The organism is Pantoea jilinensis (genome assembly GCF_019104105.1).
Lineage (GTDB): Bacteria > Pseudomonadota > Gammaproteobacteria > Enterobacterales > Enterobacteriaceae > Pantoea > Pantoea eucalypti.
Genome location: NZ_CP077746.1, coordinates 519,422 through 546,321, shown reverse-complemented (window position 1 = coordinate 546,321; position 26,900 = coordinate 519,422). Strand labels below are relative to the sequence as shown.

Genomic DNA, 26,900 nt, shown 5'->3' with positions numbered 1-26,900 from the left:
GAATAAGAGAGCAAACATGGGCCAGATTGCCCCACGCCGCCGCAGGATGCGTGCAAAACAAATGGTATCCCGGCTGCAGACCTGGCTGGCCGCACGCAGGCTACAGCAAACTGCCGGAGAGGAGGAAACCCGAATGGCTTCAGACACGTCATCCCGCCTGCCGACATGGCTTCAGCGTATCTGGCATTTTACCGACCATATTCGCTGGATGGATCCGCTGCCTGCGCCGCACCGTCGTGGCATTGTGGCGGCACTGCTGGTGATGCTGGTGGCGTTTCTCTGGCCCACCAGTACCCTGCGTTATCCGGTCGAGCAGTCTTCGCCTTCTGCGGAGAAAGAGGTGCCGATGCAGGCGGATATTTATGATAACAACCGTGCCCGTCAGCCTTCATCCTCAGCGTCTCAGCAGACGCCAAAAGCTGATTCTCAGGGCGAATGGCGCAATATGACCATTGCGTCGGGTCAGACGCTGGCGCAGCTGTTTCGTGACAACAGTCTGCCGGTCAATGATGTGTTTGCGATGGCGCGGGTGGAAGGCAGTGACCAGCCGCTCAGCTCACTGAAAAGTGGTCAGCAGGTGAAAATCCGTCAGGATGCGCAGGGTGTGGTAACCGGTCTGACCGTTGATGGCGCAAATGGCCCGGTGCTGTTTACGCGTCAGCCAGATGGCAGCTTTATTCGCGCGCAGTAAGGCCAACAGCAGTTTATTGAAAGGCATAAAAACAAAAACGCCGGCACAAGGCCGGCGTTGATGTCGTGCTCAGTTAATAAAATTAACCAGCAACAACTTTCACGTTCAGTTTAGCGAAGACTTCGCTGTGAACCTGGAAGCTTACTTCATGCTCACCGGTAGTGCGCAGAACGCCGTTCGGCAGACGAACTTCGCTCTTAGCGACTTCAACGCCAGCTGCAGTAACTGCATCAGCGATGTCGCGGGTACCGATTGAACCGAACAGTTTACCTTCATCGCCCGCTTTAGACGTGATGGTTACAGTGCCCAGTGCATTGATTTTCTCAGCGCGTGCAGTTGCTGCAGACTGAACGTCAGCCAGTTTGGCTTCCAGTTCAGCACGGCGTGCTTCGAAGAACTCAACGTTTTTCTTGGTAGCAGGAACAGCTTTGCCCTGTGGTACCAGGAAGTTACGAGCATAGCCCGCTTTAACGTTAACCTGATCACCCAGGGTGCCAAGGTTTGCTACTTTATCAAGCAGAATAACTTGCATTACCTTATCCTCTTAAAGTCGTTAATGGACAGTTGCCGATTACTGATGACGATCAGTGTACGGCAGCAGAGACAGGTAACGCGCACGCTTGATGCAGCGAGCCAACTGACGCTGGTATTTTGCACGAGTACCGGTGATACGGCTCGGGACAATTTTACCGCTTTCGGTAATGTAGTTTTTCAACGTTGCGATGTCTTTGTAATCGATCTCAACAACGCCTTCCGCGGTGAAACGGCAGAACTTGCGACGACGGAAATAACGTGCCATTAGGCTAGTCTCCAGAATCTATCAATTCAATCTGCTCGGCATGGAACACCACTTTGCTCTGGCCATTTCGTGCCTGATGGCAACTAATGAAACCGTCGAGTGTGAGTTGCGTGCCGACCGTTATATGTTGAGTAATCACCTGATGGGCGCTGCCGCTAATAATAACAGGCATACGACACCAGGCTTGCCGGTGAAACCCGGCCTCCTCCTGCACTGAGCGGTGCTCAAGCACAAACTGACAGTGAGGAATTCCTGACGGGCTAACTCTTCGAACCGGTGTCTTGCACACAGTGCCAGACAGGCGAAGTCGATTGACCGTCACGATGGATTACTCTTCAGAATCCCCAGCATCTGACTCATCAGCGGATTCGTTAGCAAAATCTTCGCGACGATCACGACGCTCATCTTTCGCTTTAACCATCGGTGATGCTTCAGTTACCGCGTTTTTAACGCGCATAACCATGCTACGGATAACGGCGTCGTTGAAGCGGAAGTTCGTTTCCAGCTCATCGATCGCTTCCTGCGGCGCTTCAACGTTCATCAGAACGTAATGCGCTTTGTGCAGTTTATTGATCGGGTAAGCCAGCTGACGGCGGCCCCAGTCTTCCAGACGGTGAATCGTGCCTTCAGCACCAGTGATAGCACCAGTGTAACGCTCGATCATGCCAGGAACCTGTTCGCTCTGGTCAGGATGAACCATAAATACGATTTCGTAATGACGCATCGAAATTGCTCCTTACGGATTATTCAGCCTCCTGTCGGGGTCAACCGCGGCCCATGGAAGCAAGGAACGTTATAGGCTGTGTCCCACAAAGGTTCGCAGTGACGAGCGTTTGTGGGACACAGCCTGAGAATGCGGCTGAAAAATTGACGCGTAATCATACCGGCGAAGGTGCCTGAACTCAAGCGCACATTTAAACAAATCGCAGGCGTCGTGCCAGATATCGGGGCTTTTTGTGCTAATGACGTAAATACAGCAGGTTGGGCGGCGAAGGTTCAAAAATGCTGACAAAGAGGTTCAGGTGGATGATCTGGCGATAATTTACTCAGTCGCTAAACTGATTAGAGACGTCACGGTTCGCTTAGTGGCGTCACGCAGAGTGTGTTCCCTGAAGTGAGGAGTCGGGCATGAAAACGTTCGTCATCGCCACTTTACTGGGTCTCTTCCTGTCTCCACCCGCTCTTGCCAGCCATGCTGACTGTGCGCAGCAGATGAGAAGTCACAGCAGCGAAGCGGCATCGGGTTATGTTTACGTTAACCGGCTGGATACGCCGGAAAGAAACCCGGTTAATGCGCCTGCCAGCGCAGCAGAAAAAGCGTCTGCGTTCTGGTAAGTGCTGGTAACTTTACGGGCGGCAGAGTCCTTCTCCGCCCGTTCATTATTTATAACTGCTGTCTAAAAAAGCTGACCAGCGCCGTTAATGCAGAGGGCGTGATCTTATGCCCGATCTGTTTTTCCGACAGTGAGGTCAGATGCTGCGCCAGTCCATTGTCACGCAGCGCCCTCTCCAGCCGGACACTCTCCGCCCAGGGCACAACCTCATCCGCTTCGCCATGCCACAACAGTAGCGGACGGTTAGCCAGTGCCTCCAGATGGTTGCAGGGATCATAGTCCGTCAGGGGAGCCATACGGGCCGCAAACTGCGCTTTCTGCTCCGGCGTATCAGCCACCAGCGGTGGAAACAGCGATTCGCTCAGTTGCATAAAATAGCCCGATCCCATCATACAGGCGACGCTCTGGATCTGCGGATAACGCGCCATCGCGCCCAGTGCCGTCATGCCACCCATCGACGCACCCGCCACTGCGAAACGCCTGTCAGCGATCAGATTGTCTCTACGCAGCGCAGCCTCCAGCAATGGCAGCTCATCAATGTTCTGTTTCAGAATCTCCCAGAAGCGGCCCAGGCGTGCATTGGCATCACCGTGATAACGCGCGCCGTGCAGCTCCGCATCCGGCATCACCGCCCGAAACCCCGCCTGTGCCAGCGCCACGGCGAAATAGGCGTAGACCTCTTTTGATGAGGTAAAGCCGTGATAAAACAGCACGGTTGGCAGTGGCTGATGCCGTTGTCCGGCAGGCGTGGCGTGCAGGCATTCGATACCGGCCAGTGTTTCTGTAGTGAGTTCAATCATGGTCTCTCCTGAGAGGCAGCAAGGCATGCCGATCAAGTCTGTGTTCTGCGGGTTGATTTGCGAAATCACCCGCTCCGCTTAGCTGTCTAACTTCTCCCTAAACTTTTCCCGCACTCTGCCGTTGATCGTGTACTCCCTTAACTTGATCAAAGGTAATTTATGAAGCGTCTCTCTCTCAGCGGACTGAGTCTCGGAGTTAAGCTGTCTGTACTGACGTCTCTCAGCGTTGCACTGCTGTTGCTGTTACTGACACTGACTCAAAGCCACAACGCCTCGCGCCAGCTGGAAAATCTCGCCATCGATGACATGCACAACCAGGTGCAGGGCATCAGTGAAATGGCCACTATGTTTAATGCCACCCTCACCGAAGAGGTGGCTCACTATACCGATCTGTTTACCAGCTTCCTGCCTAAGCGCTTTAGCCTGGATGAAAGCTCGCGGGTGCAGGTCGGTGCCTTTTCGACGCCAGTGCTGCGTGCCGGGTTGAAAACACTGAATCTCGATCAAACTGCCGTAGACGATTTCACCGAGCGCACCGCCGCCGTGGCGACCATTTTCGTGCGCGATGGCGATGACTTTGTCCGTGTTTCAACCTCGCTGAAAAAAGAGGATGGCAGTCGCGCAATCGGTACGCAGCTTGACCGCACCGGGGCGGCCTGGAAACGTGTTCACCAGGGCGAAGTCTACCGCGGGCTGGCGACGCTGTTCGGCCATCGCTATATCACACAGTATCAGCCGATAAAAGATGAGAGCGGTAAAGTCGTTGCCATTCTGTTCGTCGGTGTGGGTATTGATAAACAGTATGCGCTGATGCGAGAAAAAATCCTGGCGCGTAAGCTGGGTGATAGCGGTCATTTCTTCGTGCTCAACGGCACGCCCGGTAAAACGCAGGGAGCGTATCTGTTCGATCAGCACGACGAAGGAAAACGCCCCGACTGGGATGATGCAACGCTGAAACCGCTGCTGACGGAGCCGAAAGGTATGCAGCAGGTGGAGATCAATGGTGAGATGCAGATTCTGGCCTGGGAGCAATTGCCGGACTGGAACTGGGTGATTACCGGCGAAGTTAACCGCGACAGCCTGCTTGCGCCCATTACGCATAGCCGTAACCTGTTCCTGATTACCGGACTGGTTCTGGTAATCGTCTTTGCGCTGGGCTTTGTCTGGTACAGCCGTCGGGCGATTACCCGTCCGCTGCAGCAGGTGATTCATCTGGCGGAACAGTATGCCGCCGGCAACCTGCAGGTCCATATGAATACGCATCGTCGCGACGAAGTTGGCCAGCTGATCATTGCAATTAACGGCATTGGCGATGGCCTGGAGAAAATTGTCGGCCAGGTGCGCGGTGCGGCGCAGGAGATCAGCGACGGCACGGACACCATCGCGGCCAGCAGCCATAACATCAGCGAGCAGATTGGGCGTCAGGCCAGCAGCGTCGAGCAGACCTCTGCCAGCATGGAGCAGTTTGGTGCCACGGTTGAACACACCGCCGAAAGCCTGCGTCAGGCGATGTCACTGGTGGCCGAAGCCAGCAATATCGTCAGTCACGGCAGCAAAACCGTGGTGCGCTCTGTCAATACCATGTCAGCCATTAAGGTTTCATCGCAAAGCATTGCGGATATCACGCATGTGATTGAGTCGATCGCCTTCCAGACCAATATCCTGGCGCTGAATGCTGCGGTTGAAGCGGCGCGTGCTGGCGAACAGGGCCGGGGTTTTGCCGTGGTAGCCGCCGAGGTGCGCGCGCTGGCTCAGCGTTCCGCGCAAGCCGCTAAAGAGATCGACGGACTGATTGCGACCTCTATCAGCAACGTGGCAGAGGGCCATCAGCTCTCTGAGCAGACGCGCGATGCAATGACCAACATTGTGACGCACATCGAGCAGGTGCAGGCACTGATGGGCGAGATCAACGTGGCGGCGCAGGAGCAGGCGGCAGGTATCGGTCAGGTTAATATTGCGATGAACCAGATCAGTCAGGCGACGCACCAGAACAGCGAACTGGTGGCACAGGCGGAAAACAGCGCGCAGAACCTGAGTGATAAAGGGCACCACCTGACCCAGTTGGTCAGCGTATTCAGCCTGAAATCCTGACGTCTTTCAGGGCGATGACGTACACTCATTGTCTCGTCCTAAAAAAGGGTTTTGCTATGCGTTCTGCTTATTTACTGGTGTTCAGCCTGCTGCTGGCAGGCTGTTCGGCGTTTGACACCACGCCAAAAGCCCCGCCTGCGCCGACTCAACAGGCACAGGAGATTTCACGGGCGCAGAGTGGCGGTTTGCCGAAGCTGGGCAATATTACCGTTAACGTACACGGCTCACCGGATGATGCCCAGCGTGCCGTTGCCGCCCAGGCCAATCAGGCCGGAGCCGCGTACTATCAGATCGTGATGGTGAGCGAAACGGTCATGCCGGGCTTCTGGTACGCCAGTGCGATTCTGTACGGCGCATCACCTGCCACAGGCACGGTCCAGTAAACGATCGGTAATAGCAGCCTCAAGCGGGCGCGAGCCACGCTGGTCGAGCCACTGCTGGCACCATGCATCCGCCAGCGGAGGTTCGGCATATTTCAGTAGCTGTGCACCCATTGCCAGCAGCAGCAGCGTGCGGGTAACCTCACGCGCCTGCTCTTCAGGAACGTGGTTAAGCCTCAGACGCAGCTGACGCCAGCGCGTATCAAAATGGCGGTTACTCCCTTTCACTGCTTCAAATTCCTGACTTAGCATCGCCGTAACCTCTGCTTGACGGGCAAGCACGCGCAGCACATCAAGGCACATCACGTTGCCCGATCCTTCCCAGATGCTATTGACCGGCATGTCACGATAGAGGCGCGGGAGCTCACTGGCCTCGCAATAGCCGATCCCTCCCAGCACCTCCATCGACTCCGCAACGAACGGCGCACCCGCTTTGCAGATCTCATATTTTGCCGCGGGCGTAAACAGGCGGGCAAAGGTGACTTCATGCGGTTTTGCCGGCTGTGACCAGGCGCGCGCCAGCCGCATCAGCAGTGCAGTTTGCCCCTCCAGCTGCAATGCCTGCTGAGCCAGAACCTGACGCATCAGCGGCTGCTCCACCAGATTTTTCCCCATTACCTGACGCTGATGGGCATGCGAGACGGCTACCGAGAAAGCGCGGCGCATCTGACCGTGACTGCCAAGGGCGCAGTCGAAACGCGTCATGCCGCCCATCTTCAGGATCAGCCGCACGCCTTCGCCCTCCTCACCCAGCAGCCAGCCAGTCGCGTCGCGAAACTCCACTTCACAGCTGGCATTGGAACGATTACCCAGCTTATCTTTTAGCCGCTCCAGCTGGATGGCATTGCGTGACCCATCGGGTAACAGCCGCGGCAGGAAGAAACAGCTTAATCCGGCAGGCGTCTGAGCCAGCACCAGATGCGCATCACTCTGTGGCACGGAGAAAAACCATTTATGGCCCGTCAGGCGGTAGGCTTCACCTGCGCCACGCGCGCCCAGCGGTTCAGCGTGGGTGGTGCTGGTGAGCAGATCGCTGCCGCCCTGCTTTTCCGTCATACCCATTCCGATTAGCAGACCCCGCTTCTGGTCGCCGGGCTGTGCATGGGTGTCGTAGCGATCGCTGAGCAGCGGATCGAGCCAGCCTTCAAAGGCGGCCGGCAGATAAGTCTGTAGCAGGGGAATGGCCGCGTGTGTCATGGTCACCGGGCAGAGCGTGCCCGCCTCAACCTGCGCATGCAGAATAAAGCGCGCAGCGCGCGCCACGCTGGCCTGTTCACGAACCGTGGGCTGCCAGCTCAGGTTGTGCAGGCGACTGGCGCAGACACCCTGCATCAGCAGATGCCAGGCGGGATGGAAACGAACTTCATCCATGCGTTCGCCACGGGCGTCGTAGCGCAGCAGTTCAGGCGGCTCAGCATTGGCGAGTCGGCCCAGCTCCAGAGACTCGGCGCTGCCCAGCTGACGACCTACCGATGCCAGCCATTCCCGATCCCATCCGGCACCTTCGCGTGAGAGTGCCTCGCCAAGCGGCGTATCAGACAGAAACAGATTGCTGTTGCTCAGAGGATGAGGCTGATTAAAAACAGTGTGTGTTGTCCAGGTCATAACGGCTCCTCGCGGATGTCACTCAGTAAGTATACCCGTCGTCTTTCAGGCTGCATGTTTGTTGGCTGCGTTCGCTCACCCGAATCACTTACTCATGTAAGCTCATCGGGATTCGTTCTCTTGCCGCCTCAATGCAACCCGAAATTCTTTGGGTATATACGAATGACGTGCAGTTATGCCTGGTACAGAAACTAATTTGTGGCGAGGATCACATCGGGGATCAGGCGTTGCGCTGACGCACCGCTTCAAACAGGCAGACGCCGGTGGCGACCGAGACATTCAACGAAGAAACGCTGCCCGCCATCGGAATGCTGATCAGCTCATCGCAATGCTCACGGGTCAGACGACGCATGCCTTCCCCTTCTGCGCCCATCACCAGCGCCATCGGGCCGGTCATTTTGCTCTGGAAGACGGTATGGTCCGCTTCACCTGCGGTGCCAACGACCCAGATGTTATATTCCTGCAGCAGACGCAGAGTACGCGCCAGGTTGGTCACGCGGATCAACGGCACATTCTCTGCCGCGCCACTGGCCACTTTTTTGGCGGTGGCGTTCAGGGGAGCGGAACGATCTTTTGGCACGATGATGGCGTGAACACCGGCAGCATCAGCGCTGCGCAGGCAGGCACCCAGGTTATGGGGATCGGTGACACCGTCCAGCACCAGCAGGAACGGTTTGTCCAGGCTCTGCAGCAGATCCGGCAGATCGCCTTCCTGATACTGACGGCCCGGTTTCACCCGGGCTACGATACCCTGATGCACACCGCCTTCAACCTGGCTGTCGAGCCACTTGCGCTCGGCCAGCTGAATAACAATCCCCTGAGCTTCCAGCGCGGCGACCACGGGTTGCAGGCGACGATCGTCGCGGCCTTTGAGGATAAAGACTTCCTGGAAACGTTGTGGGTCACGTTCCAGCAACGCCTGCACGGCATGGATACCAAAAATAATTTCGCTCATCGATCTGCTCAGTGTTTGGAAATGAATAAATGACCGCCCTTTCTCAGGAGAAAGGGCGGGTGCGCGCATCAGTCAGGCTGCGCCTTTTTTCTGGCGCGCTTCGCCCGGGTGGCGGCGGCGATTTTACGGGTTTTTTCCGAGACATTTTTACTTTTATTCGCGGAATCCGCAGCGGCGGGCTTGCCTTTATCACCCCGGAACGCAGAATCCGACTCGAAGTTAGACTTCCTGCTCGCATTGCGACGGCGTTTCGTTGGGGCGTTATCGTCACGTTTTGCCCGGTCACGCGCGGTTTTACCTTCACCACGGACCTGACGCTGGCTGGAGATCAGAGCAAAGTCGATTTTACGCTCGTCCATGTGGACCGCTTCAACACGCACTTCAACCGTGTCACCCAGACGATAGGTGCGACCGCCCGATTCACCAATCAGACGCTGACCAACCGGATCAAAACGGTAGTAATCGTTGTCGAGCGTTGAAACGTGCACCAGACCGTCGATGAACAAATCGCTTAAGCGGACAAAGAAGCCAAATCCGGTGACGCTGGAGATGACGCCGTTGAAGACATTGCCAACCTGATCCTGCATAAAGTCACACTTGAGCCAGTCCGCGACGTCGCGGGTCGCTTCATCCGCACGGCGCTCGGTCAGGGAGCAGTGCAGACCCAGCTGCAGCATCTCCGGCATCTCGTAGTGATAGCCGCCGGTTGCCGTAGTGAGATCTTTGGCATTTTTATCTTTAGGCATCAGGTACTTGATGGCACGTTGAACCAGTCCCTTGCCTTCACCCTGCTCTTTCGCCAGCAGATACTTGATAGCGCGGTGCAGCGTCAGATCCGGGTAGCGGCGAATCGGCGAAGTAAAGTGCGCATAGGACGAGAGTGCCAGACCAAAGTGACCGCGGTTTTCCGGATCGTAAACGGCCTGCTTCATCGAACGCAGCAGCATGGTTTGCAGCATTTCCGCATCAGGACGATCGGCAACCTGCTTCAGCAGCGCTGCATAATCAACCGGCTGCGGTTTATTGCCGCCAGGCAGCGTCAGTCCCAGCTCATTAAGCACGGTACGGAAGCTCTTGATGCTCTCGTCGGTCGGGCGATCGTGATCGCGGAACAGTGCCGGTTCCTGATTTTTCTCAACGAAGCGTGCCGAGGCGATGTTCGCCAGGATCATGCACTCTTCAATCAGTTTGTGGGCGTCATTACGTGATGCACGCTCAACACGTTCAATACGGCGCTCGGCGTTGAAGATGAACTTCGCCTCTTCCGTTTCAAACGAGATTCCGCCACGCTCTTCACGGGCAGCTTCCAGCGCATGATAGAGGTTATTCAGCTCTTCGAGGTCTTTGACCAGCGGTGCATACTGCTGACGCAGCTCTTTGTCGCCCTGCAGGATGTTCCAGACTTTGTTATAGGTCAGACGCGCATGGGAATTCATTACCGCTTCGTAGTGCTTAAAGCCTGTCAGCTTGCCCTTGGTCGAAATGGTCATCTCGCACACCATACAGAGACGATCGACCTGCGGGTTAAGCGAACATAAGCCATTCGACAGTACTTCGGGCAGCATCGGAACAACCTGCGACGGGAAGTAAACTGAGGTGCCGCGCTGATGCGCTTCGTCATCCAGTGGCGTGCCAGGACGGACGTAGTAACTCACGTCGGCAATCGCCACCCACAGACGCCATCCGCCACCGCGCTTCTTCTCACAGTAGACAGCATCATCAAAGTCACGGGCATCTTCACCATCGATGGTGACCAGCGGCAGTTTACGCAGATCGACGCGGCCTTTTTTGGCCTCTTCCGGCACTTCTTCTTTCAGCTTACTGATCTGCGCTTCCACTTCTGGCGGCCAGGTGTGCGGAATTTCATGGGTACGCAGCGCCATATCTACGGCCAGGCTGGTGCCCATATCATCGCCCAGAATCTCTGCAATTTTACCGATCGCCTTGCTGCGACGGTTCGGACGCTGGACCAGCTCAACCACCACCACGGAACCCATACGGGCATTCATCGTCTCTTCAGGCGGGATGAGAATATCAAAACTCAGGCGACTGTCGTCCGGTACCACAAAACCTGCGCCAGCGTCGGTAAAGTAACGGCCAACGATCTGATTGTTGCGGGGTTCCTGCACGCGAACCACACGCGCTTCGCGGCGGCCTTTGCGATCGGCACCCAGCGGCTGCGCCAGGATCACGTCACCGTGCATACAGAATTTCATCTGTTCTGCGGAGAGGTAAAGGTCATCTTTCTGGCCTTCTGCCCGCAGGAAGCCGTAGCCATCACGATGGCCAATGACTTTACCGCGCAGGAGATCAAGGCGTTCTGGCAGGGCATAACACTGACGGCGGGTGAACACCAGCTGACCATCACGCTCCATAGCGCGAAGGCGGCGACGCAGTGCCTCAAGGTGCTCTTCTTCCTGCAGATTCATCTCTTCAGCCAGCTCTTCACGGCTGGCCGGTTTTTCACGTTTTTCTAGCAGAGCCAGAATAAATTCACGGCTCGGAATAGGGTTTTCGTATTTTTCAGCTTCTCTATCCTGAAATGGATCTTTTGACATAGCGGTTCCTCCGATGTCATTTAATATTTATTGCCACTGGCGATCTGGACAAGATGATCTCATAAAGTGGTGTATTGCCTTCGACCAGGTCTGCCAGGGTATAGTTATCCAGCTCCTGCAAAAATCGCTGCACTGCATCATGTAATGCCTGCTTCAGACGACAGGCTGGCGTGATGGAACAGGAGGCGCAGTCAACCAGTTGTAGTGGCTCCATCTTACGTACCACGTCGCCAATGACAATCTGGCGCGCTGGCATACCCAAACGAATGCCGCCGTTTTTACCACGCGTGGCGGCGACATAGCCCGCCCGGCTCAGCTGATTGATGATTTTGACCATATGATTGCGGGACAAACCATAGGTGTTTGTCACTTCCGTAATATTGGTCTGCTGACCTTCTGGCAACGATGCCAGATAAATCAGGGCGCGTAAGCCATAATCAGTAAAACTCGTGAGCTGCACAGTAACCTCGGTGAACCTTCAGGCGTGGCATTAGGTTATTCGCCTTACGATTGATGTCAGGATTGAATCGGATCGCCATTCGATTAACTACGATGATAAACCAGAGTCTGATCAGCCGTGCGTTTTTTTAAGCCAGCACAAGGTTTGACAAGCGAAGGGAGATTAAGTGGCATCTGAGAGTGGAAAAACAAGGGCCGGACAGTGTCCGGCCTGAATGATTATGCGTCAAACGGGTCGCGCAGAATCATCGTTTCACTACGATCGGGACCGGTTGAGATGATATCAATCGGCACACCTGTTACCTCTTCAACACGCTTGATGTAATCACGCGCGGCCTGAGGCAAACCTTCCAGCGTCTTCACGCCAAACGTTGTCTCGCTCCAGCCTGGCAGGGTCTCGTAAACCGGCTCAATGCCTTCCCAGTTCTCTGCCGCCAGTGGCGTAGTGGTCACTTCGCGACCATCAGGCATACGGTAAGCCACACAGATTTTCACCTCTTTCAGGCCATCCAGCACGTCCAGCTTGGTCATGCAGAAACCTGACAGGGAGTTGATCTGAACCGCGCGGCGAACCGCTACTGCATCCAGCCAGCCGGTACGGCGGCGGCGACCGGTGGTCGCACCAAACTCATTACCCTGCGCACAGAGGAATTCGCCGGTTTCGTCGAACAGTTCGGTCGGGAACGGGCCTGCACCAACGCGGGTTGAGTAAGCTTTCACAATACCCAGAACGTAGTCGACATAACGCGGACCAATGCCTGAACCGGTTGCAACACCACCTGCGGTCGTGTTGGATGAGGTCACGTACGGATAAGTCCCGTGATCGATATCCAGCAGCGTACCCTGCGCACCTTCAAACATAATCAGATCGCCACGCTTACGCGCGACATCCAGCAGTTCAGAGACGTCAACCACCATGCCAGTCAGGATGTCAGCGACTTCCATCACATCGCTCAGCACTTTATCGAAGTCGACTGCCGGCTCTTTGTAATACTCCACCAGCTGGAAGTTGTAGAAATCGACGACTTCTTTCAGTTTGGCGGCAAATGTTTCTTTATTAAACAGGTCGCTGACGCGCAGTGCACGACGGGCAACTTTATCTTCATAAGCAGGACCGATGCCACGGCCAGTCGTACCAATCGCTTTGGCACCACGGGCACGTTCACGCGCCATATCCATCGCAACATGATATTGCAGGATCAGCGGACAGGCTTCAGAAATCAGCAGACGCTCGCGTACCGGAATTCCGCGCGCTTCCAGGCCTTTCATCTCTTTCATTAAGGCTTCAGGAGAGAGCACTACGCCGTTACCAATGATGCTGGTCACGTTATCGCGCAGAATGCCAGAAGGGATCAGGTGGAGGACGGTTTTTTCACCGTTGATGACAAGCGTGTGGCCCGCATTGTGGCCGCCTTGATAACGCACAACGTAATTCGCGCGCTCAGTCAGAAGGTCTACAATCTTACCTTTACCTTCGTCACCCCATTGGGTGCCCAGTACGACGACGTTCTTACCCATTTCTCAAAATCACCGATTGCTTAAAAAAGGATTCTACCATCTGATCCTATGCTTTTCAGCACTTTTAGCATACGATTGCGCGCTTTTTTGCCTGCGTTTTGATCACTACAACATATTGGGGATAACGGCGCAAAGAGGCACAATTTAGCCGATCTTCTCCCGGTTTACAGGTTGCCGTGCAGACTCAGCATGCAATAGATCACCATGCCAGCCACCACCAGTCCACCACCAAATCGGTGCAGCAGGCGATCGGGTAAACGGCTCATCGTCAGGATCATGCGTCGCCAGGCGCGTGGCATAAACATCGGTCCCAACCCTTCCAGCACTAATACCAGCGCCAGTGCCATCCAGATGCTCGTTTTCATTCTGATACCCAAAAAAAAGGCCGACAACATTGTCGGCCTACAGGTTATATCAGTTCTTAACGTGTCGCGTTAGAGGGCGCCTTCATATATCGGAAGAAGTCGCTATCCGGACTTAACACCATCACATCCTGATTTTCACTGAAGCTGTTTTCATAGGCGCGCAGGCTACGAATGAAAGCGTAGAAGTCAGGATCTTTGCTGAACGCATCCGCAAACAACCGCGCCGTTTCCGCATCACCATCACCACGTGTAATCAGCGCTTCACGCTGGGCTTCAGCCAGAGTACGTGTCACCTGATAATCGGCCTGAGCACGCAGTTTTTCAGCCTCTTCCTGACCCTGCGAACGCTGGCTACGCGCTACCGCTTCACGCTCGGCACGCATACGGTTGAAGATCGCATCGGAAACCTCAGTCGGCAGGTTGATCTGCTTGATGCGCACATCCATCACCTGAATACCTAATGCCGCCATACTGTTCGGATTGGGCGCCGGCTCGCTGCTGTTGGTTTCACGCTCTACACGAGCCGCTGCACTGGCAATAGCGTCATCGGCAGCAGGCGTTGCGATTTCATCATCGCTGCCAGCAGAACCGGTGTTCAGCGCATCACGGACATCCGTCGTCAGGCGACCACGAGAGTCCGTTACGATATCTTTCACATCCAGACGGCCCATTTCAGAACGCAAGCGGTCACTGAACTTACGTTTCAGCAGCACTTCCGCCTGAGAGACATCACCGCCGCCGGTAGCCAGGTAGTAGCGACTGAAGTCGCTAATACGCCACTTGATGTAAGAGTCGACGATCAGATCTTTCTTCTCTTTAGTGACGAAGCGATCGGCCTGGTTATCCATGGTCTGAATGCGCGCATCCAGCGTTTTAACCGTTTCCAGGAATGGGATCTTGAAATGCAGGCCCGGCGCAAACACCTGCGGTTTGTTTTCACCATCGCGCAGGACTTTGCCGAAGCGCAGAACAATGCCTCGCTCCCCTTCCTGCACCACAAACAGCGACGCATAGAGCGCCACCAGCACGACAATGATCAAAAATACTATTGGCTTACGCATCGATTACTCTCTCCCTTCGCGCTGGCTGTCGCTGCGCTGAGCATTGGCCCGACGCTGATCCATGATGTTGTCCGGACTGTATGACGACGTGTCATTGCGGCTGGCGCCGCGATCGGAGATAGCCGGCAGCGAAGAACTGTTACTGCCCTTCTGACCGCTCTGGCCCGGTGCAGCCTGGGTGCCACGCATCAGTTGATCCAGCGGCAGCACCATCAGGTTATTACCCCGATCGTTAACCAGGACTTTGCGGGTATGGCTCAGCACACGTTCCATCGTCTCGATATAAAGACGCTCTTTGGTGATTTCAGGAGCGGCTTTATATTCCGGCAGAATTTTGGCGAATCGCGCCACTTCACCCTGGGCTTCCAGAACGGTACGCTCTTTGTATGCACGCGCCTCTTCCAGAATACGTTGCGCACGGCCGTTAGCTCGAGGCTGAACTTCGTTGGCGTAAGCTTCTGCTTCACGGACGTACTGCTCACGGTTTTCGCGTGCCGCAATCGCGTCATCAAAGGCAGACTTCACTTCTTCCGGCGGACGGGCAGCCTGGAAGTTAACGTCCACAACCGCGACACCCATGTTGTAAGGGCGAATCGTCTCATCGATTTCACGCTGGGTTTCGCTACGCACCACGGTACGGCCTTCAGTCAGAATGCGGTCCATGGTGGAACGACCAATCACGCCGCGCAGCGCGCTGTCAGTTGCCTGACGCAGGCTGTCGTCCGCGCTGGTGACTGCATAAAGATAACGTTCCGGATCGGTCACGCGGTACTGCACGTTCATTTCGACACGCACAACGTTCTCGTCCGAAGTCAGCATGACACCTGAAGCCGCCAGTTCACGTACTGATTCAACGTTAACCGCACGAACCTGATCAATGAATGTAGGTTTCCAGTTCAGGCCGGGTTCGACCAGGTGACTGAACTTACCGAAACGCGTCACTACGCCACGCTCCGCTTCTTTGATGGTGTAGAAACCGCTTGCAGCCCAGATGACTACAGCAGCAACAGCCACGATGCCAACAATTTTGCCACCGCTGCCGGAGCCGCGTTGACCGCTGTCGCTCTGTTTGCCACCGCCCAGTCCACCAAGCTTCTTGCTCAGCTTACGGAAGATATCATCCAGATCAGGAGGCCCGGATTCCCGTCCTCCCTTATTTCCCCCAGAGTTGCCGCCTTGATTATTGCTGCTTCCCCACGGGTCGCGGTCCTGTCCGTTATTTCCGGGCTGATTCCACGCCATGTCTCTACTCCATTTATTGTAATTACGGTTTTTACCCTTCATCTTTCGGATTGCAGCGATGTTGGCTGCCTTCGCTCACCCCGGTCACTTACAGCAGTAAGCACCCAGGGATTCACTCAGTTGCCGCCTTGCTGAAATCCGAAATACCCGGGTAAATCCTGCGTATCTGGCCTGCAACGAAAATGCGACAATCTTCAATTTTGAGGTAAGTGCGTCGGGCAATATCAAACGATGTAACTGGTCAGCGACGGTTCCTGCTTACATAAACGCATCCATTCAATGATGGGCATACGTATCTGCAATCCTACACTGCCGTCTTCTTCATTCCACTCTTTCTCAATCGCCTGCAACTGATAGAAACGGCTACGAAGTCGCCCCGCTTCCGGTGGCAGACGTAACGCATGCTGGGCAATTTCACCCGCCAGACGTTCAGAGAGCGCCTGCCATAGCAGCGGAATACCCACACCGGTCTGAGCGGAGAGCCAGACGCGAATGGGCAGATTCTCTTCGTTACGATCGATACGCGGTTCAAAACCGTCAAGCATATCGATTTTATTCATTACCAGTAACGTCGGGATTTCATCCGCTTCAATCTCTTCCAGTACGGCATCAACAGCGGCGATATTTTCTGTCACGCGCAGGTCCGCGCCATCAATCACGTGCATTAACAGCGTCGCCTGACGCGTCTCCTGCAGTGTGGCTTTAAAAGCGGCAACCAGATCGTGAGGAAGATGGCGAATAAAGCCGACCGTGTCTGCCAGCACCACATCTCCGACATCGGCAACATTCAGGCGGCGCAGTGTGGGATCAAGGGTCGCAAACAGCTGGTCTGCGGCAAAGACGTTGGCAGAAGTCATGGCGTTAAAGAGGGTCGACTTGCCGGCGTTGGTATAACCCACCAGCGAAACCGTTGGCACATCCGCTTTGGCACGAGACTGACGTCCCTGCTCACGCTGTTTTTCAACCCGCTCAAGACGAGACAAAATCTGACTGATTCGTCCGCGCAGCAGTCGTCGGTCTGTTTCTAACTGTGTTTCACCCGGACCACGCAAACCGATCCCGCCTTTCTGGCGTTCAAGGTGAGTCCAGCCACGTACCAGACGTGTCGCAAGATGGCGTAACTGTGCCAGCTCAACCTGCAATTTACCTTCGTGGGTACGTGCACGCTGGGCGAAGATATCCAGAATTAAACCAGTGCGATCTATGACGCGGCATTCGCACAGGCGCTCGAGGTTTCTTTCCTGAGCGGGCGTGAGGGCATGATCGAATAACACGACCGATGCTCCAGTTGTTTTTACCGCATCGGCAATTTCAACGGCCTTTCCTTCACCGACAAAATACTTGGGGTGCGGCGCTTTACGGCTGCCAGTAACCACTTGCAGCGCCTCAACGCCAGCAGAAGAAACCAGGGTTTCAAACTCCTGTAAATCTTCTACTTCTTTGTCTTGGGAGAACCAGATGTGTACCAGTACGGCCTGCTCACCGGCTTCATAACGGTCAAACAAGCTATAACCTCGCTAAATAAAGACCAGGACGGAAAACGTTTGTCTTCCGTGCCTGGCTGTACGATGACGCGTTATTCTGCGCTATCACCGTCTTGTTGTGGCTGTGGCTGCGCAGTTGTGTTGCTGCCGCCCTGATGATAATTGTTGCTGCCGCCGCCGCCGGTATTATTGCTATGGTGAGAAACCGGGCGCGAAGGAACAACGGTAGAAATGGCATGCTTATAAACCATCTGACTTACCGTGTTTTTCAACAAAATGACGAACTGATCAAATGACTCTATCTGACCCTGCAGCTTAATACCGTTAACCAGATAAATCGAAACCGGAACACGTTCACGACGCAGTGCGTTCAAAAACGGGTCTTGTAATGATTGCCCCTTAGCCATTCTATCTTTTCCTTATATGCTTGTTGTTTGTTGCTAGTAGAACCTATGGTTCGAAAAATACTGCGTAAAAATTTGCGCACGATAACCCATCAATTGTACACAATCACCCATGCTTCGCACTAAGAACCTGTAACACTGTATCAAGCGCCAGCCGGGGCTCGTCACTGTCAAGCCAGTGAACATTTTCCCAACCGCGTAACCAGGTTATCTGTCGCTTAGCAAGTTGCCGGGTCGCGCAAATTCCCCGATAAACCATTTCGCTGTGATCGATTTCGCCCGATAAATAAGACCACATCTGACGATAGCCAACACAACGAATGGAAGGCATGTCCGTATGCAAATCACCTCGTGCAAACAGGGCCCGAGCCTCCGCTTCAAATCCTGACGCTAACATCTGCTCAAAACGCAACGCGATACGCTGGTGCAGCAATTCGCGGCTCGCGGGGGCGATGGCAAACTGTTGCACGTCGTAGGGTAACGCTTCACCGGATGTTTTTGTCAGTTCCGTTAAAGTTTTACCCGAAATAAAAAAAACTTCCAGTGCTCGCGAAAGTCTCTGCGGATCATTCGGATGAATACGACTGCCGGCAACCGGGTCGATTTCACACAGCTGGCGGTGTAAAGCATCCCAGCCTTTTTCACGCGCCGTTTGCTCTATCCGCTGACGAACATCAGGATCGGCCGAGGGCAACGGCGACAATCCTTCAAGTAACGCCTTGAAGTAGAGCATGGTTCCACCAACAAGCAACGGTATTCGTCCGGCTGCAACGATTTCCGCCATTTCTGCTAAAGCATCCCGCCGGAACTCCGCTGCCGAATAGGCTTCTGCGGGATCGCGGATGTCGAGCAGACGATGGGGCGCCACTGCTAACTCTTCAGCCGACGGTTTCGCCGTACCAATATCCATCTGACGATAAATAAGGGCAGAATCAACGCTGATAAGTTCCACGGGTAAGTGCTTACGCAACTCAATCGCTAAAGCGGTCTTACCCGAAGCCGTAGGTCCCATCAAAAAAATAGCCTTTGGCCGGCCAGCCTGGTTTAATTCACTCATGCTTCAACGCGTTGACCGCGCTCTCAATCTCTATGGGCTGTAATAAGCCTGAAGGCGGCGATTTAAGCAGCTGTGGGCAAAGCCGTTCAAGCTCTGCCAGCAGGTTGATCGCCTGTGAGTGATTCCAGTCGGAGGACGCTGTTTCCTGACGCTGCGCCAGCCACTGGGCCAGTTGCGTCGCAGTGTTCTCCTGCTGCCGGGCGAGATAGCCTAACAGCTCAGGAATCAAGATTTGTAAATTTTGTGTTCGTAACGGTAAAGGCACCGCGCGCAGCGTCACGTGTTCACCATCGATCTGAAGATCGATACCCATCTGATTGAGCAGACTACTGTTTTCTTTTGCTGCCTGTCGTTCATTCAGCGCAATTTTCAGCCTGACTGGAATCAGTAGCGGCTGCGGCTTAAGCCCCTCTTCACCCGGTTCCAGCTGAGCCAGTTTCAGCCAGCGTGCCGCAACCGGCAGCGACATCAGCATTAATGTCTGGTCCTGCTCCAGCAGCGCAAAGTGATTGTGCAGAATCGTCAGCACCCGGCCAAAACTCTGGGCATGGGGGGCCAGCGGCGAGGGTTTCGGGGCCGGACGCGGTGCTGGCTCGCGGGCGCTCAGCGGCGGTGTGGTGCCGGACGAGGGGGGGCCGGAAGGGGTTTTCAGCAGTTGCTGATAAACCGCGCCTTCGCGTTGACGATAAACATTCTCTTTGTTTTGCCAGACAGGCGGAGTTTCACGCGCGGACGAGGGTTTTGTCTCACTGGCAGACGCTGCAGGCTGCGCAAAATGATTTCCCCCGGCCGCCTGACGATTTTCAGGCTGCCAGCGTGGCGCGGGTTCTTCGGCCTGCAGCGCGGGTAAGGTGGGTGCCGCCATCGCCTGAAGCGCGCTGACCACGCCCTGATAAATAAAGTCATGTACCAGACGTGACTGGTGAAATCGTACTTCATGCTTGGCCGGGTGAACGTTGACATCCACCTGATGCGGATCGATCTCCAGATAAAGCACGTAAGCGGGCTGCTGGTCATCCTGAAGCTGTGTCTGGAATGCCTGACGGATAGCATGATTGATCAGCTTGTCGCGCATCATCCGGCCATTGACGTAGCAATACTGCAGATCGGTGACCTGTCGCGACCCTGCGGGATCGGCGACCCAGCCACGCAGCGAGAGGTCATCATGTTGCCAGTCAATTCGCAGCGCATGCTGCATAAAGGTGGTGCCGCAGATTGCCGCCAGTCGCCGTTCACGCTGACTCTCCTCACTGACAGCACGGTACTGACGCATCATTTTACCGTTGTGACTTAATGATATCGCCACGTCAAAACGTGCCAGCGCAATACGACGAATCACTTCGTCGATATGGCCGAATTCGGTTTTCTCCGTGCGCATAAACTTGCGGCGTGCCGGGGTGTTATAAAAAAGATCCAGCACTTCCAGCGTGGTGCCGCAGGGATGCGCTGCCGGTTTAACTGTCACCGTCATGTCACGCCCTTCCGCATAGGCCTGCCAGGCTTCAGTTTGATCGGCGGTACGTGAGGTTAAGGTCAGGCGGGAGACCGAACTAATGCTGGCCAGCGCTTCACCGCGAAAGCCCAGACTCATAATCGCTTCCAGGTCATCCAGTGAGGCTATTTTGCTGGTAGCGTGCCGGGCCAGCGCCATCGACAGCTCAGCTTTAACGATGCCGCAGCCGTTGTCACGGATCCGGATAAGCTTTGCGCCACCCTTTTCAATATCAACTTCAATGCGCGTAGCGCCAGCATCCAGACTGTTCTCCACCAGCTCTTTGACCACCGATGCAGGACGCTCAACGACTTCACCCGCCGCAATCTGGTTAGCCAGTTGTGGCGGTAAAATTTGAATCGGCATGGTTTTCCTTTTAACTGGTAGCCCGGCGCAGCGGCCGGGCAGGCAATCAGGATGCAGGAATTTTCAGGTTCTGCCCCAACATGACGTTGGTCGACTTGAGATTATTAGTCTGCATTATCGCTTTCGGGCTGACGCCGTAATGTGCGGCAATGCCAGTCAGCGAATCACCGACCACCACTTTATGGCGTACTACACCGCGTGGTGCCGCGCGCGCAGTTCGACTCGCCACTGCACTGGCCGGGACTTTTAATCGCTGTCCGACCCACACCACATCACGCTTCAGCGCGTTCATCCCACGCAGCGTGTCCATGCTGACACCATACTTTGCGGCAATGCCGGAAAGTGTCTCCCCGCGCGTCACCGTATGACGCTGTGTCACACCGGTGTATTGCGGTACACCGGTCGCCGGATTACTGGCTACGCTGACCGCTGGCGACGAGCCCAGCGGCCGGTTTTCCTCCTTTGGGATGGATTGTAGCGGGTGCGCCAGGAAATAAGTGCGCAGACCTCTGTAGATCGACTGCGCAATCTTATCCTGGTGTGCGCTACTGCCAAGCAGTCGCTCCTCCGAGGAATTACTGATAAAGCCGGTTTCCACCAGTAAAGAAGGGATATCTGGCGAACGCAGCACGCCCAGGCTGGCATGCTCAGGCAGACGTTTATGCAGCGACGTTACGCTGCGTAGCTGCTGTAACACTTTCTGGGCGATGTCATAACCCACGCGCTGCGAGTGACCAAACTGCAGGTCCAGTACCGCCTGGCTGAGGTAAGGATCGGCCTGACTGTTGGCCAGCAGGTCACCTGCGCCGCCCAGCAGCTCAGACTGTTTCTCTTTCTGCTCCAGCCAGTTAGCCATCTCGTTATTTGCGCGACGGTTGGATAATACCCAGACCGATGCGCCAGTCGCCGCATGGCTCGGCGCGGCGTCAGCGTGAATTGACACCAGCACGTTGGCATTGGCTTTACGCGCGACATCAGAGCGGCCCATGACCGAGATAAAATAGTCGCCATCACGCGTCAGCACGCCTTTGAACATCGGATCATTGTTTAGCAACACTCGCAGTTTGCGGGCAATGGCGATTGTGACGTTCTTCTCTTTCAACCCGCGCTGCCCGATAGCGCCCGGATCCTGACCGCCATGTCCGGCATCAATCGCCACAATCACGGTGTCATTCTGGCTGACCGCACGACCTGGACGTACGGTGCTGGCCGTGCTGGTCACTGAGGTCACTGAGGTCACTGGATTGGAATTAAATGGGTTAACCGCGTCGGCACTCTGTGTCGGCACAGGTCTCGGGGCCGTGACCGGCGCAGGCGCACTGCGCGTAATAGCAGGCGCCTTACCGGTAATTGTGAAGACCACGCTATAGCTATTGCCATTGCGCTGGGTGACCGCTCGGGTTTTACCCGCCTGCGTCAGTTCAAACACCAGCCGCACACTCTGTTTATCTTTAGGGGTGCTGGTACGAATCCGCTTTACGATATTTTCGCCGCTGAAATTGAGTGGCAGTCCCTGAACCACGCCGCTTTGGTTAACATCAAGCACCACACGATTCGGGTTGTGCAGTGAGAAAAAGGCATAGGCAGGCTGTCCTGCAAAGTTCAGGGTGATGGTGGCCTGACTGTCGCCATTGGCCACTTTGATATCTGACAGAGTAGCGGCAAAAAGAGGCGTACAGACCAGCAGCAGCAGTGTTACCAGCGCTATTTTCATCCGTGACATCATGTCTTATCCCTGCTCTGATCAAACAGTTCCAGCCATTTCTGGCCCGATGCCGACTGTGCCGTCAGCTCTGCCTCACGCGCTTCGCCCACGTAGCGCAGCGTTAACGTAAGGTCGGGCGAGGGCAGAAAACCGGCACCCTGCTGCGGCCATTCCACCAGACAGATGGCATCGCCACTGAAGTAGTCACGGATGCCCATGAACTCAAGCTCTTCAGGATCGGCAAGTCGATAAAGGTCGAAATGATAGAGCGTATGGTTGTTAAGCGAGTAAGGCTCAACCAACGTATAAGTGGGGCTTTTGACGTTGCCCTGATGACCCAGCGCCTGCAGAAAGCCGCGGCTGAAGGTGGTTTTACCCGCCCCCAGATCGCCATAGAGATAAATGACTGCCGCGCTGCCACAGGCGCGCGCCAGTTGAGCGCCCAAATCGAGCGTAGCCGCCTCATCGGGCAAAGAAATAACACAGGTCTTCATGCTTCTTTATTCATCTCAGGATTAACAAATTGCCACAGCAGATCCAGTAAATCAGTTGCCAGCATACCGCGTGTTCCGCGTTCTGCAGCCACCGCATCGGCCGCTGCACCATGTGTCACGCAGCCAGCGCAGGCTGCATCAAACAGCGTGAGTTTCTGACCCACCAGCGAGGCGATAATTCCACTCAGGAGATCGCCCATACCACCAGAAGCCATGCCGGCGTTGCCCACATCCGCAAAGGCCAGTTCGCCCCGCTCACTGGCAATGATCGTGCCGGCACCTTTCAGAACCACTACGCCACCATAATGCTGCGCCAATGTCTGCGCTGCATGTAAGCGGTCACTCTCAATTTCACTGGTCTCTATATTCAGTAAACGCGCCGCTTCTCCAGGATGCGGCGTAATAATGCGATTCTGACGTTTCTCCGCACTGATTGCCAGCAGGTTAAGCGCATCCGCGTCCCAAAGCATCGGCTTTTCACTAAGCGCGACCTGCTCCAGCGCCCGCTTGCCCCATTCACGCTGACCCAGACCAGGCCCAATCGCAATAACATCGGCCCACTCCAGCGCCTCAGTCAGCCGTTCATCGGTCAGCTCATCGACCATAACTTCGGGCCGGGCGGTAAGAATCGGAATGATATTATCTTTGTGAGTAAGTACTCGCACTAATCCGCTGCCGCTGCGTAGCGCGGCTTCTGCGGTCATTCGTACCGCGCCCGCGGTACCGGCATCGCCCCCGACGACCAGCAGCCGCCCATGACTGCCCTTGTGGGAGGTCGGCTTACGCGGTTTTAGCCAGCGGGTTAATGCACTGGCGTCATAACGCGCGATGGGCGCCGCTTCGCCCGCCAGAAAGGTGGCCAGGCCGAGATCGGCATAGCAGAGCTGTCCGATGTAGTCTCGCGCCTTGCCGGTGATCTGACCCGGTTTCAGTGCGACCATACTCAGCGTATGGCTGGCATTAATCACCTCACCAGGTGCGGTGCCGTTGCGGGCGGATAAGCCGGAAGGCATATCAATGGCGAGTATGGGTGCAGCGTGGGCGTTGGCCCGCTGGATAAGTGAGACATAGGGTTTCCCGGGCGCACGATTACAGCCGGTTCCCAGCAGCGCATCAACAATCACATCCACCCGCTCTGGCCAGGCGGCATCGGCCGCATGAATTTCACCGCCCGCATCCAGCCATGCCTCCCGCGCGCGCTGCGCCTCTTCCGGCAACGCTTTTTCACTTTCGCACGCCAGCAGCGTAACGGTTTTCCCAGCCGCCTGCCCCAGCCGCGCCACGACATAACCGTCACCACCGTTGTTGCCGTGACCGCACAGAATCAGCCAGTGGCTGGCATCAGGCCAGTACGCATTCAGATGGTTATAAGCAGCCTGCCCGGCTCGCAGCATGAGCTCATACAGGGTAATTCCGAGTACATCGGCGCCCTGTTGCTCAAGCGTTGGCACAGCCTGCGCAGGCCAGACAGAATATGGTAAACTACGGCTGTTTTTCTTCGAATCCTGGTCACTCATGTCATACCCTCTCGATCTTCATCAACTCGCACAACAGATTAAACAATGGGGATTGGATCTCGGCTTTCAGCAGGTCGGCATCACCGACACCGATCTCAGCGCAGAAGAGCCGCGCCTGCAGGCGTGGCTGGACAAACAATATCAAGGCGAGATGGCGTGGATGGCGCGACACGGCATGATGCGGGCGCGTCCTCATGAACTGCTACCCGGCACGCTGCGTGTCATCAGCGTTCGCATGAACTACCTTCCGGCCAAAGCCGCCTTTGCCAGCACGCTGAAAAATCCTCAATTGGGCTATGTCAGCCGTTATGCACTCGGTCGCGATTACCACAAAGTATTGCGCAATCGACTGAAAAAGCTCGGAGAAATGATCCAGCAGCATTGTGGCGAGCTGAATTTTCGACCGTTCGTGGATTCGGCGCCGCTGCTTGAGCGCCCACTGGCGGCTAAAGCAGGACTGGGGTGGACGGGCAAACATTCTCTGATTCTGAATCGGGAAGCGGGCTCGTGGTTTTTCCTCGGCGAACTGCTCATCGATATTCCGCTACCGTCAGATGCCCCGCAGGAGGAGCAGTGTGGTCGCTGTGTCGCCTGCATGACCATCTGCCCCACCAGCGCTATCGTTGAGCCTTACGTCGTCGATGCCCGTCGCTGTATCTCCTATCTCACCATTGAGCTGGAAGGGGCTATCCCGGAAGAGTTTCGTCCGCTGATGGGCAACCGGATTTATGGCTGCGACGACTGCCAGCTGATCTGTCCGTGGAATCGCTATGGACAACTTAGTGACGAAAGCGATTTTTCACCGCGAGCGGCGTTACATGCACCGGAACTGATCGATCTGTTTCAGTGGGATGAGGCGAAGTTTTTACGCATAACAGAAGGCTCAGCGATTCGTCGCATTGGTCATTTACGCTGGCTGCGTAACATCGCTGTCGCGCTGGGCAATGCGCCCTGGTCACCCGAAATTATTCAGATTCTGGAGCGACGATTGGGTGAGAGTGAACTACTGGATGAACACATTCTGTGGGCAATCGCACAGCAGCAGCAGAAACGCGAGCAAATCGTGGTTGAAGTGCAGCCTGCCCAGCAGAAGCGGCTGGTTCGTGCAGTAGAGAAGGGATTACCGCGTGATGCGTGATTGTACAGCCCGATCGTGAATTATCGTTTTCCACATGCTGTGAATAAAAATAAAAAGCTGTTGTCATTCAAATGCAATAACACTGATTTCGCTGCGAAATAACACATTGAAATATCTTCATTTATCTAAATATCAATAACTTATGTAAAAGTTGTGTTTATTTGATAATGAGGCTATCGCTTCGGTTAAAGCACAAAGCTGTGGATAACTCTGTTCAAAAACAATTTACAGATCGCCGTGAAGGGCGCAGATGATGGGATGCAGTGTTGTGGATAACCTTCAGGAAACAATCAAAACCCCGCGGCGTAAAACAGCCGGAAAACGGACTGAAACAGGGTGATGTAAATCTGGAGCGGGAAACGAGACTCGAACTCGCGACCCCGACCTTGGCAAGGTCGTGCTCTACCAACTGAGCTATTCCCGCATAGAAGGGCACTGCTTAATCAAAACTGGAGCGGGAAACGAGACTCGAACTCGCGACCCCGACCTTGGCAAGGTCGTGCTCTACCAACTGAGCTATTCCCGCAAAGAGGTTACTGCTTACATTTTAAAACTGGAGCGGGAAACGAGACTCGAACTCGCGACCCCGACCTTGGCAAGGTCGTGCTCTACCAACTGAGCTATTCCCGCGCCTTGTACCGTTAATAAATTCTTCACCGGTACGGGGTGCGCATTATACGAGAAATCGTTGCTGCTGCAAGCGTCTGAAAGCAAATATTTTCGCTTTCAGCGCGTTTGATGATTAAAACAGCAAACTGGTGATTTCATGCGCACCCTCAGTGGATTAAAGCTGCAAAAAGTGTTCGCGGTAGTAAGCCAGCTCCGCGACAGACTCACGGATATCATCCAGCGCCTGGTGCGTACCACCTTTTTTGAAGCCAGGCAGGATCTCCGGTTTCCAGCGACGTGCCAGCTCTTTCAACGTACTGACATCCAGATAGCGATAATGGAAATACGCTTCCAGTTCTGGCATGTACTTAAACAGGAAGCGACGATCCTGCCCGATACTGTTACCACAGATAGGCGACGTGTTCGCCGGAACCCACTGTTTCAGGAACTCAATGGTCGCCAGCTCTGCTGCGCGATCGTCAATCTGACTCTCCTTCACCCGCGCAACCAGACCGCTGTTGGTATGGGTGCGGACATTCCACTCATCCATCAGCGCCAGCTGCGCATCGGACTGATGGACCGCCATGACCGGACCTTCTGCCAGAATGTTCAGGTTGGCGTCAGTCACCAGGGTTGCAATCTCAATAATGCGATCGTGCGTCGGATCCAGTCCGGTCATCTCAAGATCAATCCAGATCAGATTCTGTTCATTTCCAGTAGCCATGCTTTTTCCTGCGGTTGCTGTAGTCGTCATTCACGATGAATAAGGTGTATCA

26 protein-coding genes and 3 tRNA genes are annotated in these 26,900 nt (G+C 55.2%); 5 read left to right on the top strand and 24 right to left on the bottom strand.

Annotated elements, in window-relative coordinates:
- Nucleotides 1-16 precede the first annotated feature (16 nt).
- Nucleotides 17-691, top strand: coding sequence for an OapA family protein (locus KTJ90_RS02640; protein WP_152333568.1), 675 nt, complete (start codon nucleotides 17-19; stop codon nucleotides 689-691).
- Nucleotides 692-773: 82 nt separating this feature from the next.
- Here the strand turns inward: KTJ90_RS02640 and rplI are convergent, their stop codons facing one another.
- From rplI to rpsF, 4 genes are read right to left on the bottom strand one after another with little or no spacing between them, the layout of a single operon-like run.
- Nucleotides 774-1,223, bottom strand: coding sequence for a 50S ribosomal protein L9 (gene rplI / locus KTJ90_RS02635; protein WP_003855506.1), 450 nt, complete (start codon nucleotides 1,221-1,223; stop codon nucleotides 774-776).
- A 39-nt stretch (nucleotides 1,224-1,262) separates the two neighbouring features.
- Nucleotides 1,263-1,490, bottom strand: a complete 228-nt coding sequence (rpsR, locus tag KTJ90_RS02630) for a 30S ribosomal protein S18 (RefSeq protein ID WP_002210155.1) — start codon at nucleotides 1,488-1,490, stop codon at nucleotides 1,263-1,265.
- A gap of 4 nt (nucleotides 1,491-1,494) precedes the next feature.
- Nucleotides 1,495-1,812 (bottom strand): primosomal replication protein N, encoded by a 318-nt coding sequence (gene priB / locus KTJ90_RS02625; RefSeq protein ID WP_010256154.1) that lies wholly within the window; start codon nucleotides 1,810-1,812, stop codon nucleotides 1,495-1,497.
- Nucleotides 1,813-1,818: 6 nt separating this feature from the next.
- The gene (gene rpsF, locus KTJ90_RS02620; protein ID WP_003855334.1) at nucleotides 1,819-2,214 is read right to left on the bottom strand and encodes a 30S ribosomal protein S6; all 396 of its coding nucleotides are present in this window, start codon (nucleotides 2,212-2,214) and stop codon (nucleotides 1,819-1,821) included.
- A 404-nt stretch (nucleotides 2,215-2,618) separates the two neighbouring features.
- On the opposite strand from rpsF, the gene KTJ90_RS02615 reads away from it, so the two are divergent.
- On the top strand, nucleotides 2,619-2,825 hold the full coding sequence (locus KTJ90_RS02615) for a hypothetical protein (protein ID WP_003855333.1): 207 nt from the start codon (nucleotides 2,619-2,621) through the stop codon (nucleotides 2,823-2,825).
- A gap of 49 nt (nucleotides 2,826-2,874) precedes the next feature.
- Here KTJ90_RS02615 and yjfP read toward each other — a convergent pair whose 3' ends face one another.
- Complete coding sequence (gene yjfP / locus KTJ90_RS02610) at nucleotides 2,875-3,624, bottom strand: esterase (protein ID WP_154926741.1); 750 nt, start codon at nucleotides 3,622-3,624, stop codon at nucleotides 2,875-2,877.
- A 159-nt stretch (nucleotides 3,625-3,783) separates the two neighbouring features.
- On the opposite strand from yjfP, the gene KTJ90_RS02605 reads away from it, so the two are divergent.
- Both KTJ90_RS02605 and bsmA read left to right on the top strand, forming a co-directional pair.
- Nucleotides 3,784-5,715, top strand: coding sequence for a methyl-accepting chemotaxis protein (locus KTJ90_RS02605; RefSeq protein ID WP_499025912.1), 1,932 nt, complete (start codon nucleotides 3,784-3,786; stop codon nucleotides 5,713-5,715).
- Between the two features lie 56 nt (nucleotides 5,716-5,771).
- The gene (gene bsmA, locus KTJ90_RS02600; RefSeq protein WP_312041410.1) at nucleotides 5,772-6,098 is read left to right on the top strand and encodes a biofilm peroxide resistance protein BsmA; all 327 of its coding nucleotides are present in this window, start codon (nucleotides 5,772-5,774) and stop codon (nucleotides 6,096-6,098) included.
- Here the strand turns inward: bsmA and KTJ90_RS02595 are convergent.
- The 15 genes from KTJ90_RS02595 to nnr form a co-directional block, all read right to left on the bottom strand.
- Nucleotides 6,072-7,700, bottom strand: a complete 1,629-nt coding sequence (locus KTJ90_RS02595) for an isovaleryl-CoA dehydrogenase (RefSeq protein ID WP_039659428.1) — start codon at nucleotides 7,698-7,700, stop codon at nucleotides 6,072-6,074. The genes bsmA and KTJ90_RS02595 overlap by 27 nt on opposite strands.
- Before the next feature lie 220 nt (nucleotides 7,701-7,920).
- Nucleotides 7,921-8,655: a 23S rRNA (guanosine(2251)-2'-O)-methyltransferase RlmB gene (gene rlmB, locus KTJ90_RS02590; protein WP_003855328.1), complete on the bottom strand. Its 735-nt coding sequence runs from the start codon at nucleotides 8,653-8,655 to the stop codon at nucleotides 7,921-7,923.
- 68 nt (nucleotides 8,656-8,723) lie between these two features.
- Nucleotides 8,724-11,213, bottom strand: a complete 2,490-nt coding sequence (gene rnr, locus KTJ90_RS02585) for a ribonuclease R (RefSeq protein WP_499025911.1) — start codon at nucleotides 11,211-11,213, stop codon at nucleotides 8,724-8,726.
- A gap of 16 nt (nucleotides 11,214-11,229) precedes the next feature.
- A complete protein-coding gene (gene nsrR / locus KTJ90_RS02580) occupies nucleotides 11,230-11,673 on the bottom strand; it encodes a nitric oxide-sensing transcriptional repressor NsrR (RefSeq protein ID WP_003855325.1) in 444 nt (147 codons plus the stop codon).
- Nucleotides 11,674-11,891: 218 nt separating this feature from the next.
- Nucleotides 11,892-13,190 (bottom strand): adenylosuccinate synthase, encoded by a 1,299-nt coding sequence (locus KTJ90_RS02575; RefSeq protein WP_008925795.1) that lies wholly within the window; start codon nucleotides 13,188-13,190, stop codon nucleotides 11,892-11,894.
- Nucleotides 13,191-13,354: 164 nt separating this feature from the next.
- Nucleotides 13,355-13,555 (bottom strand): DUF2065 domain-containing protein, encoded by a 201-nt coding sequence (locus tag KTJ90_RS02570; protein ID WP_033743145.1) that lies wholly within the window; start codon nucleotides 13,553-13,555, stop codon nucleotides 13,355-13,357.
- Nucleotides 13,556-13,611: 56 nt separating this feature from the next.
- On the bottom strand, nucleotides 13,612-14,616 hold the full coding sequence (gene hflC, locus KTJ90_RS02565; RefSeq protein WP_003855319.1) for a protease modulator HflC: 1,005 nt from the start codon (nucleotides 14,614-14,616) through the stop codon (nucleotides 13,612-13,614).
- 3 nt (nucleotides 14,617-14,619) lie between these two features.
- Nucleotides 14,620-15,858 (bottom strand): FtsH protease activity modulator HflK, encoded by a 1,239-nt coding sequence (hflK, locus tag KTJ90_RS02560; protein WP_003855318.1) that lies wholly within the window; start codon nucleotides 15,856-15,858, stop codon nucleotides 14,620-14,622.
- A gap of 224 nt (nucleotides 15,859-16,082) precedes the next feature.
- A complete protein-coding gene (hflX, locus tag KTJ90_RS02555) occupies nucleotides 16,083-17,363 on the bottom strand; it encodes a ribosome rescue GTPase HflX (protein ID WP_003855317.1) in 1,281 nt (426 codons plus the stop codon).
- Nucleotides 17,364-17,434: 71 nt separating this feature from the next.
- Nucleotides 17,435-17,749, bottom strand: a complete 315-nt coding sequence (hfq, locus tag KTJ90_RS02550; protein ID WP_003855314.1) for an RNA chaperone Hfq — start codon at nucleotides 17,747-17,749, stop codon at nucleotides 17,435-17,437.
- 103 nt (nucleotides 17,750-17,852) lie between these two features.
- Complete coding sequence (miaA, locus tag KTJ90_RS02545) at nucleotides 17,853-18,803, bottom strand: tRNA (adenosine(37)-N6)-dimethylallyltransferase MiaA (protein ID WP_033743148.1); 951 nt, start codon at nucleotides 18,801-18,803, stop codon at nucleotides 17,853-17,855.
- Nucleotides 18,796-20,661, bottom strand: a complete 1,866-nt coding sequence (gene mutL / locus KTJ90_RS02540) for a DNA mismatch repair endonuclease MutL (RefSeq protein ID WP_105100027.1) — start codon at nucleotides 20,659-20,661, stop codon at nucleotides 18,796-18,798. Before mutL ends, miaA begins: the two co-directional genes overlap by 8 nt.
- Nucleotides 20,662-20,707: 46 nt before the next feature.
- Nucleotides 20,708-22,387 (bottom strand): N-acetylmuramoyl-L-alanine amidase AmiB, encoded by a 1,680-nt coding sequence (gene amiB, locus KTJ90_RS02535; protein WP_105100026.1) that lies wholly within the window; start codon nucleotides 22,385-22,387, stop codon nucleotides 20,708-20,710.
- Nucleotides 22,384-22,860, bottom strand: a complete 477-nt coding sequence (gene tsaE, locus KTJ90_RS02530; RefSeq protein ID WP_003855306.1) for a tRNA (adenosine(37)-N6)-threonylcarbamoyltransferase complex ATPase subunit type 1 TsaE — start codon at nucleotides 22,858-22,860, stop codon at nucleotides 22,384-22,386. The genes amiB and tsaE overlap by 4 nt, the downstream gene beginning before the upstream one ends.
- The gene (gene nnr, locus KTJ90_RS02525; RefSeq protein WP_182630139.1) at nucleotides 22,857-24,377 is read right to left on the bottom strand and encodes a bifunctional ADP-dependent NAD(P)H-hydrate dehydratase/NAD(P)H-hydrate epimerase; all 1,521 of its coding nucleotides are present in this window, start codon (nucleotides 24,375-24,377) and stop codon (nucleotides 22,857-22,859) included. Before nnr ends, tsaE begins: the two co-directional genes overlap by 4 nt.
- Here nnr and queG point away from each other — a divergent pair.
- Complete coding sequence (gene queG / locus KTJ90_RS02520; RefSeq protein WP_499025910.1) at nucleotides 24,376-25,515, top strand: epoxyqueuosine reductase; 1,140 nt, start codon at nucleotides 24,376-24,378, stop codon at nucleotides 25,513-25,515. The two genes, nnr and queG, sit on opposite strands and share 2 nt — an antisense overlap.
- Before the next feature lie 348 nt (nucleotides 25,516-25,863).
- On the opposite strand, the gene KTJ90_RS02515 is transcribed toward queG, so the two are convergent.
- From KTJ90_RS02515 to orn, 4 genes are all read right to left on the bottom strand, one after another.
- A tRNA-Gly gene (locus KTJ90_RS02515) sits at nucleotides 25,864-25,939 on the bottom strand.
- Nucleotides 25,940-25,965: 26 nt separating this feature from the next.
- Nucleotides 25,966-26,041, bottom strand: a tRNA-Gly gene (locus tag KTJ90_RS02510).
- Between the two features lie 28 nt (nucleotides 26,042-26,069).
- Nucleotides 26,070-26,145 (bottom strand) — tRNA-Gly (locus tag KTJ90_RS02505).
- 154 nt (nucleotides 26,146-26,299) lie between these two features.
- Nucleotides 26,300-26,848 (bottom strand): oligoribonuclease, encoded by a 549-nt coding sequence (gene orn / locus KTJ90_RS02500; protein ID WP_003855299.1) that lies wholly within the window; start codon nucleotides 26,846-26,848, stop codon nucleotides 26,300-26,302.
- Between the last annotated feature and the right edge of the window lie 52 nt (nucleotides 26,849-26,900).

Bases quoted from the DNA above. Each gene is read 5' to 3' on its own strand.
- miaA (WP_033743148.1), bottom strand. From the start codon at position 18,803: ATGAGTGAATTAAACCAGGCTGGCCGGCCAAAGGCTATTTTTTTGATG.
- amiB (WP_105100026.1), bottom strand. From the start codon at position 22,387: ATGATGTCACGGATGAAAATAGCGCTGGTAACACTGCTGCTGCTGGTC.
- KTJ90_RS02595 (WP_039659428.1), bottom strand. From the start codon at position 7,700: ATGACCTGGACAACACACACTGTTTTTAATCAGCCTCATCCTCTGAGC.
- rlmB (WP_003855328.1), bottom strand. From the start codon at position 8,655: ATGAGCGAAATTATTTTTGGTATCCATGCCGTGCAGGCGTTGCTGGAA.
- hflK (WP_003855318.1), bottom strand. From the start codon at position 15,858: ATGGCGTGGAATCAGCCCGGAAATAACGGACAGGACCGCGACCCGTGG.
- KTJ90_RS02615 (WP_003855333.1), top strand. From the start codon at position 2,619: ATGAAAACGTTCGTCATCGCCACTTTACTGGGTCTCTTCCTGTCTCCA.
- yjfP (WP_154926741.1), bottom strand. From the start codon at position 3,624: ATGATTGAACTCACTACAGAAACACTGGCCGGTATCGAATGCCTGCAC.
- rnr (WP_499025911.1), bottom strand. From the start codon at position 11,213: ATGTCAAAAGATCCATTTCAGGATAGAGAAGCTGAAAAATACGAAAAC.
- KTJ90_RS02575 (WP_008925795.1), bottom strand. From the start codon at position 13,190: ATGGGTAAGAACGTCGTCGTACTGGGCACCCAATGGGGTGACGAAGGT.
- nnr (WP_182630139.1), bottom strand. From the start codon at position 24,377: ATGAGTGACCAGGATTCGAAGAAAAACAGCCGTAGTTTACCATATTCT.
- mutL (WP_105100027.1), bottom strand. From the start codon at position 20,661: ATGCCGATTCAAATTTTACCGCCACAACTGGCTAACCAGATTGCGGCG.
- queG (WP_499025910.1), top strand. From the start codon at position 24,376: ATGTCATACCCTCTCGATCTTCATCAACTCGCACAACAGATTAAACAA.
- orn (WP_003855299.1), bottom strand. From the start codon at position 26,848: ATGGCTACTGGAAATGAACAGAATCTGATCTGGATTGATCTTGAGATG.
- rpsR (WP_002210155.1), bottom strand. From the start codon at position 1,490: ATGGCACGTTATTTCCGTCGTCGCAAGTTCTGCCGTTTCACCGCGGAA.
- KTJ90_RS02605 (WP_499025912.1), top strand. From the start codon at position 3,784: ATGAAGCGTCTCTCTCTCAGCGGACTGAGTCTCGGAGTTAAGCTGTCT.
- bsmA (WP_312041410.1), top strand. From the start codon at position 5,772: ATGCGTTCTGCTTATTTACTGGTGTTCAGCCTGCTGCTGGCAGGCTGT.
- rplI (WP_003855506.1), bottom strand. From the start codon at position 1,223: ATGCAAGTTATTCTGCTTGATAAAGTAGCAAACCTTGGCACCCTGGGT.
- hfq (WP_003855314.1), bottom strand. From the start codon at position 17,749: ATGGCTAAGGGGCAATCATTACAAGACCCGTTTTTGAACGCACTGCGT.
- KTJ90_RS02570 (WP_033743145.1), bottom strand. From the start codon at position 13,555: ATGAAAACGAGCATCTGGATGGCACTGGCGCTGGTATTAGTGCTGGAA.
- hflC (WP_003855319.1), bottom strand. From the start codon at position 14,616: ATGCGTAAGCCAATAGTATTTTTGATCATTGTCGTGCTGGTGGCGCTC.
- KTJ90_RS02640 (WP_152333568.1), top strand. From the start codon at position 17: ATGGGCCAGATTGCCCCACGCCGCCGCAGGATGCGTGCAAAACAAATG.
- tsaE (WP_003855306.1), bottom strand. From the start codon at position 22,860: ATGAAGACCTGTGTTATTTCTTTGCCCGATGAGGCGGCTACGCTCGAT.
- rpsF (WP_003855334.1), bottom strand. From the start codon at position 2,214: ATGCGTCATTACGAAATCGTATTTATGGTTCATCCTGACCAGAGCGAA.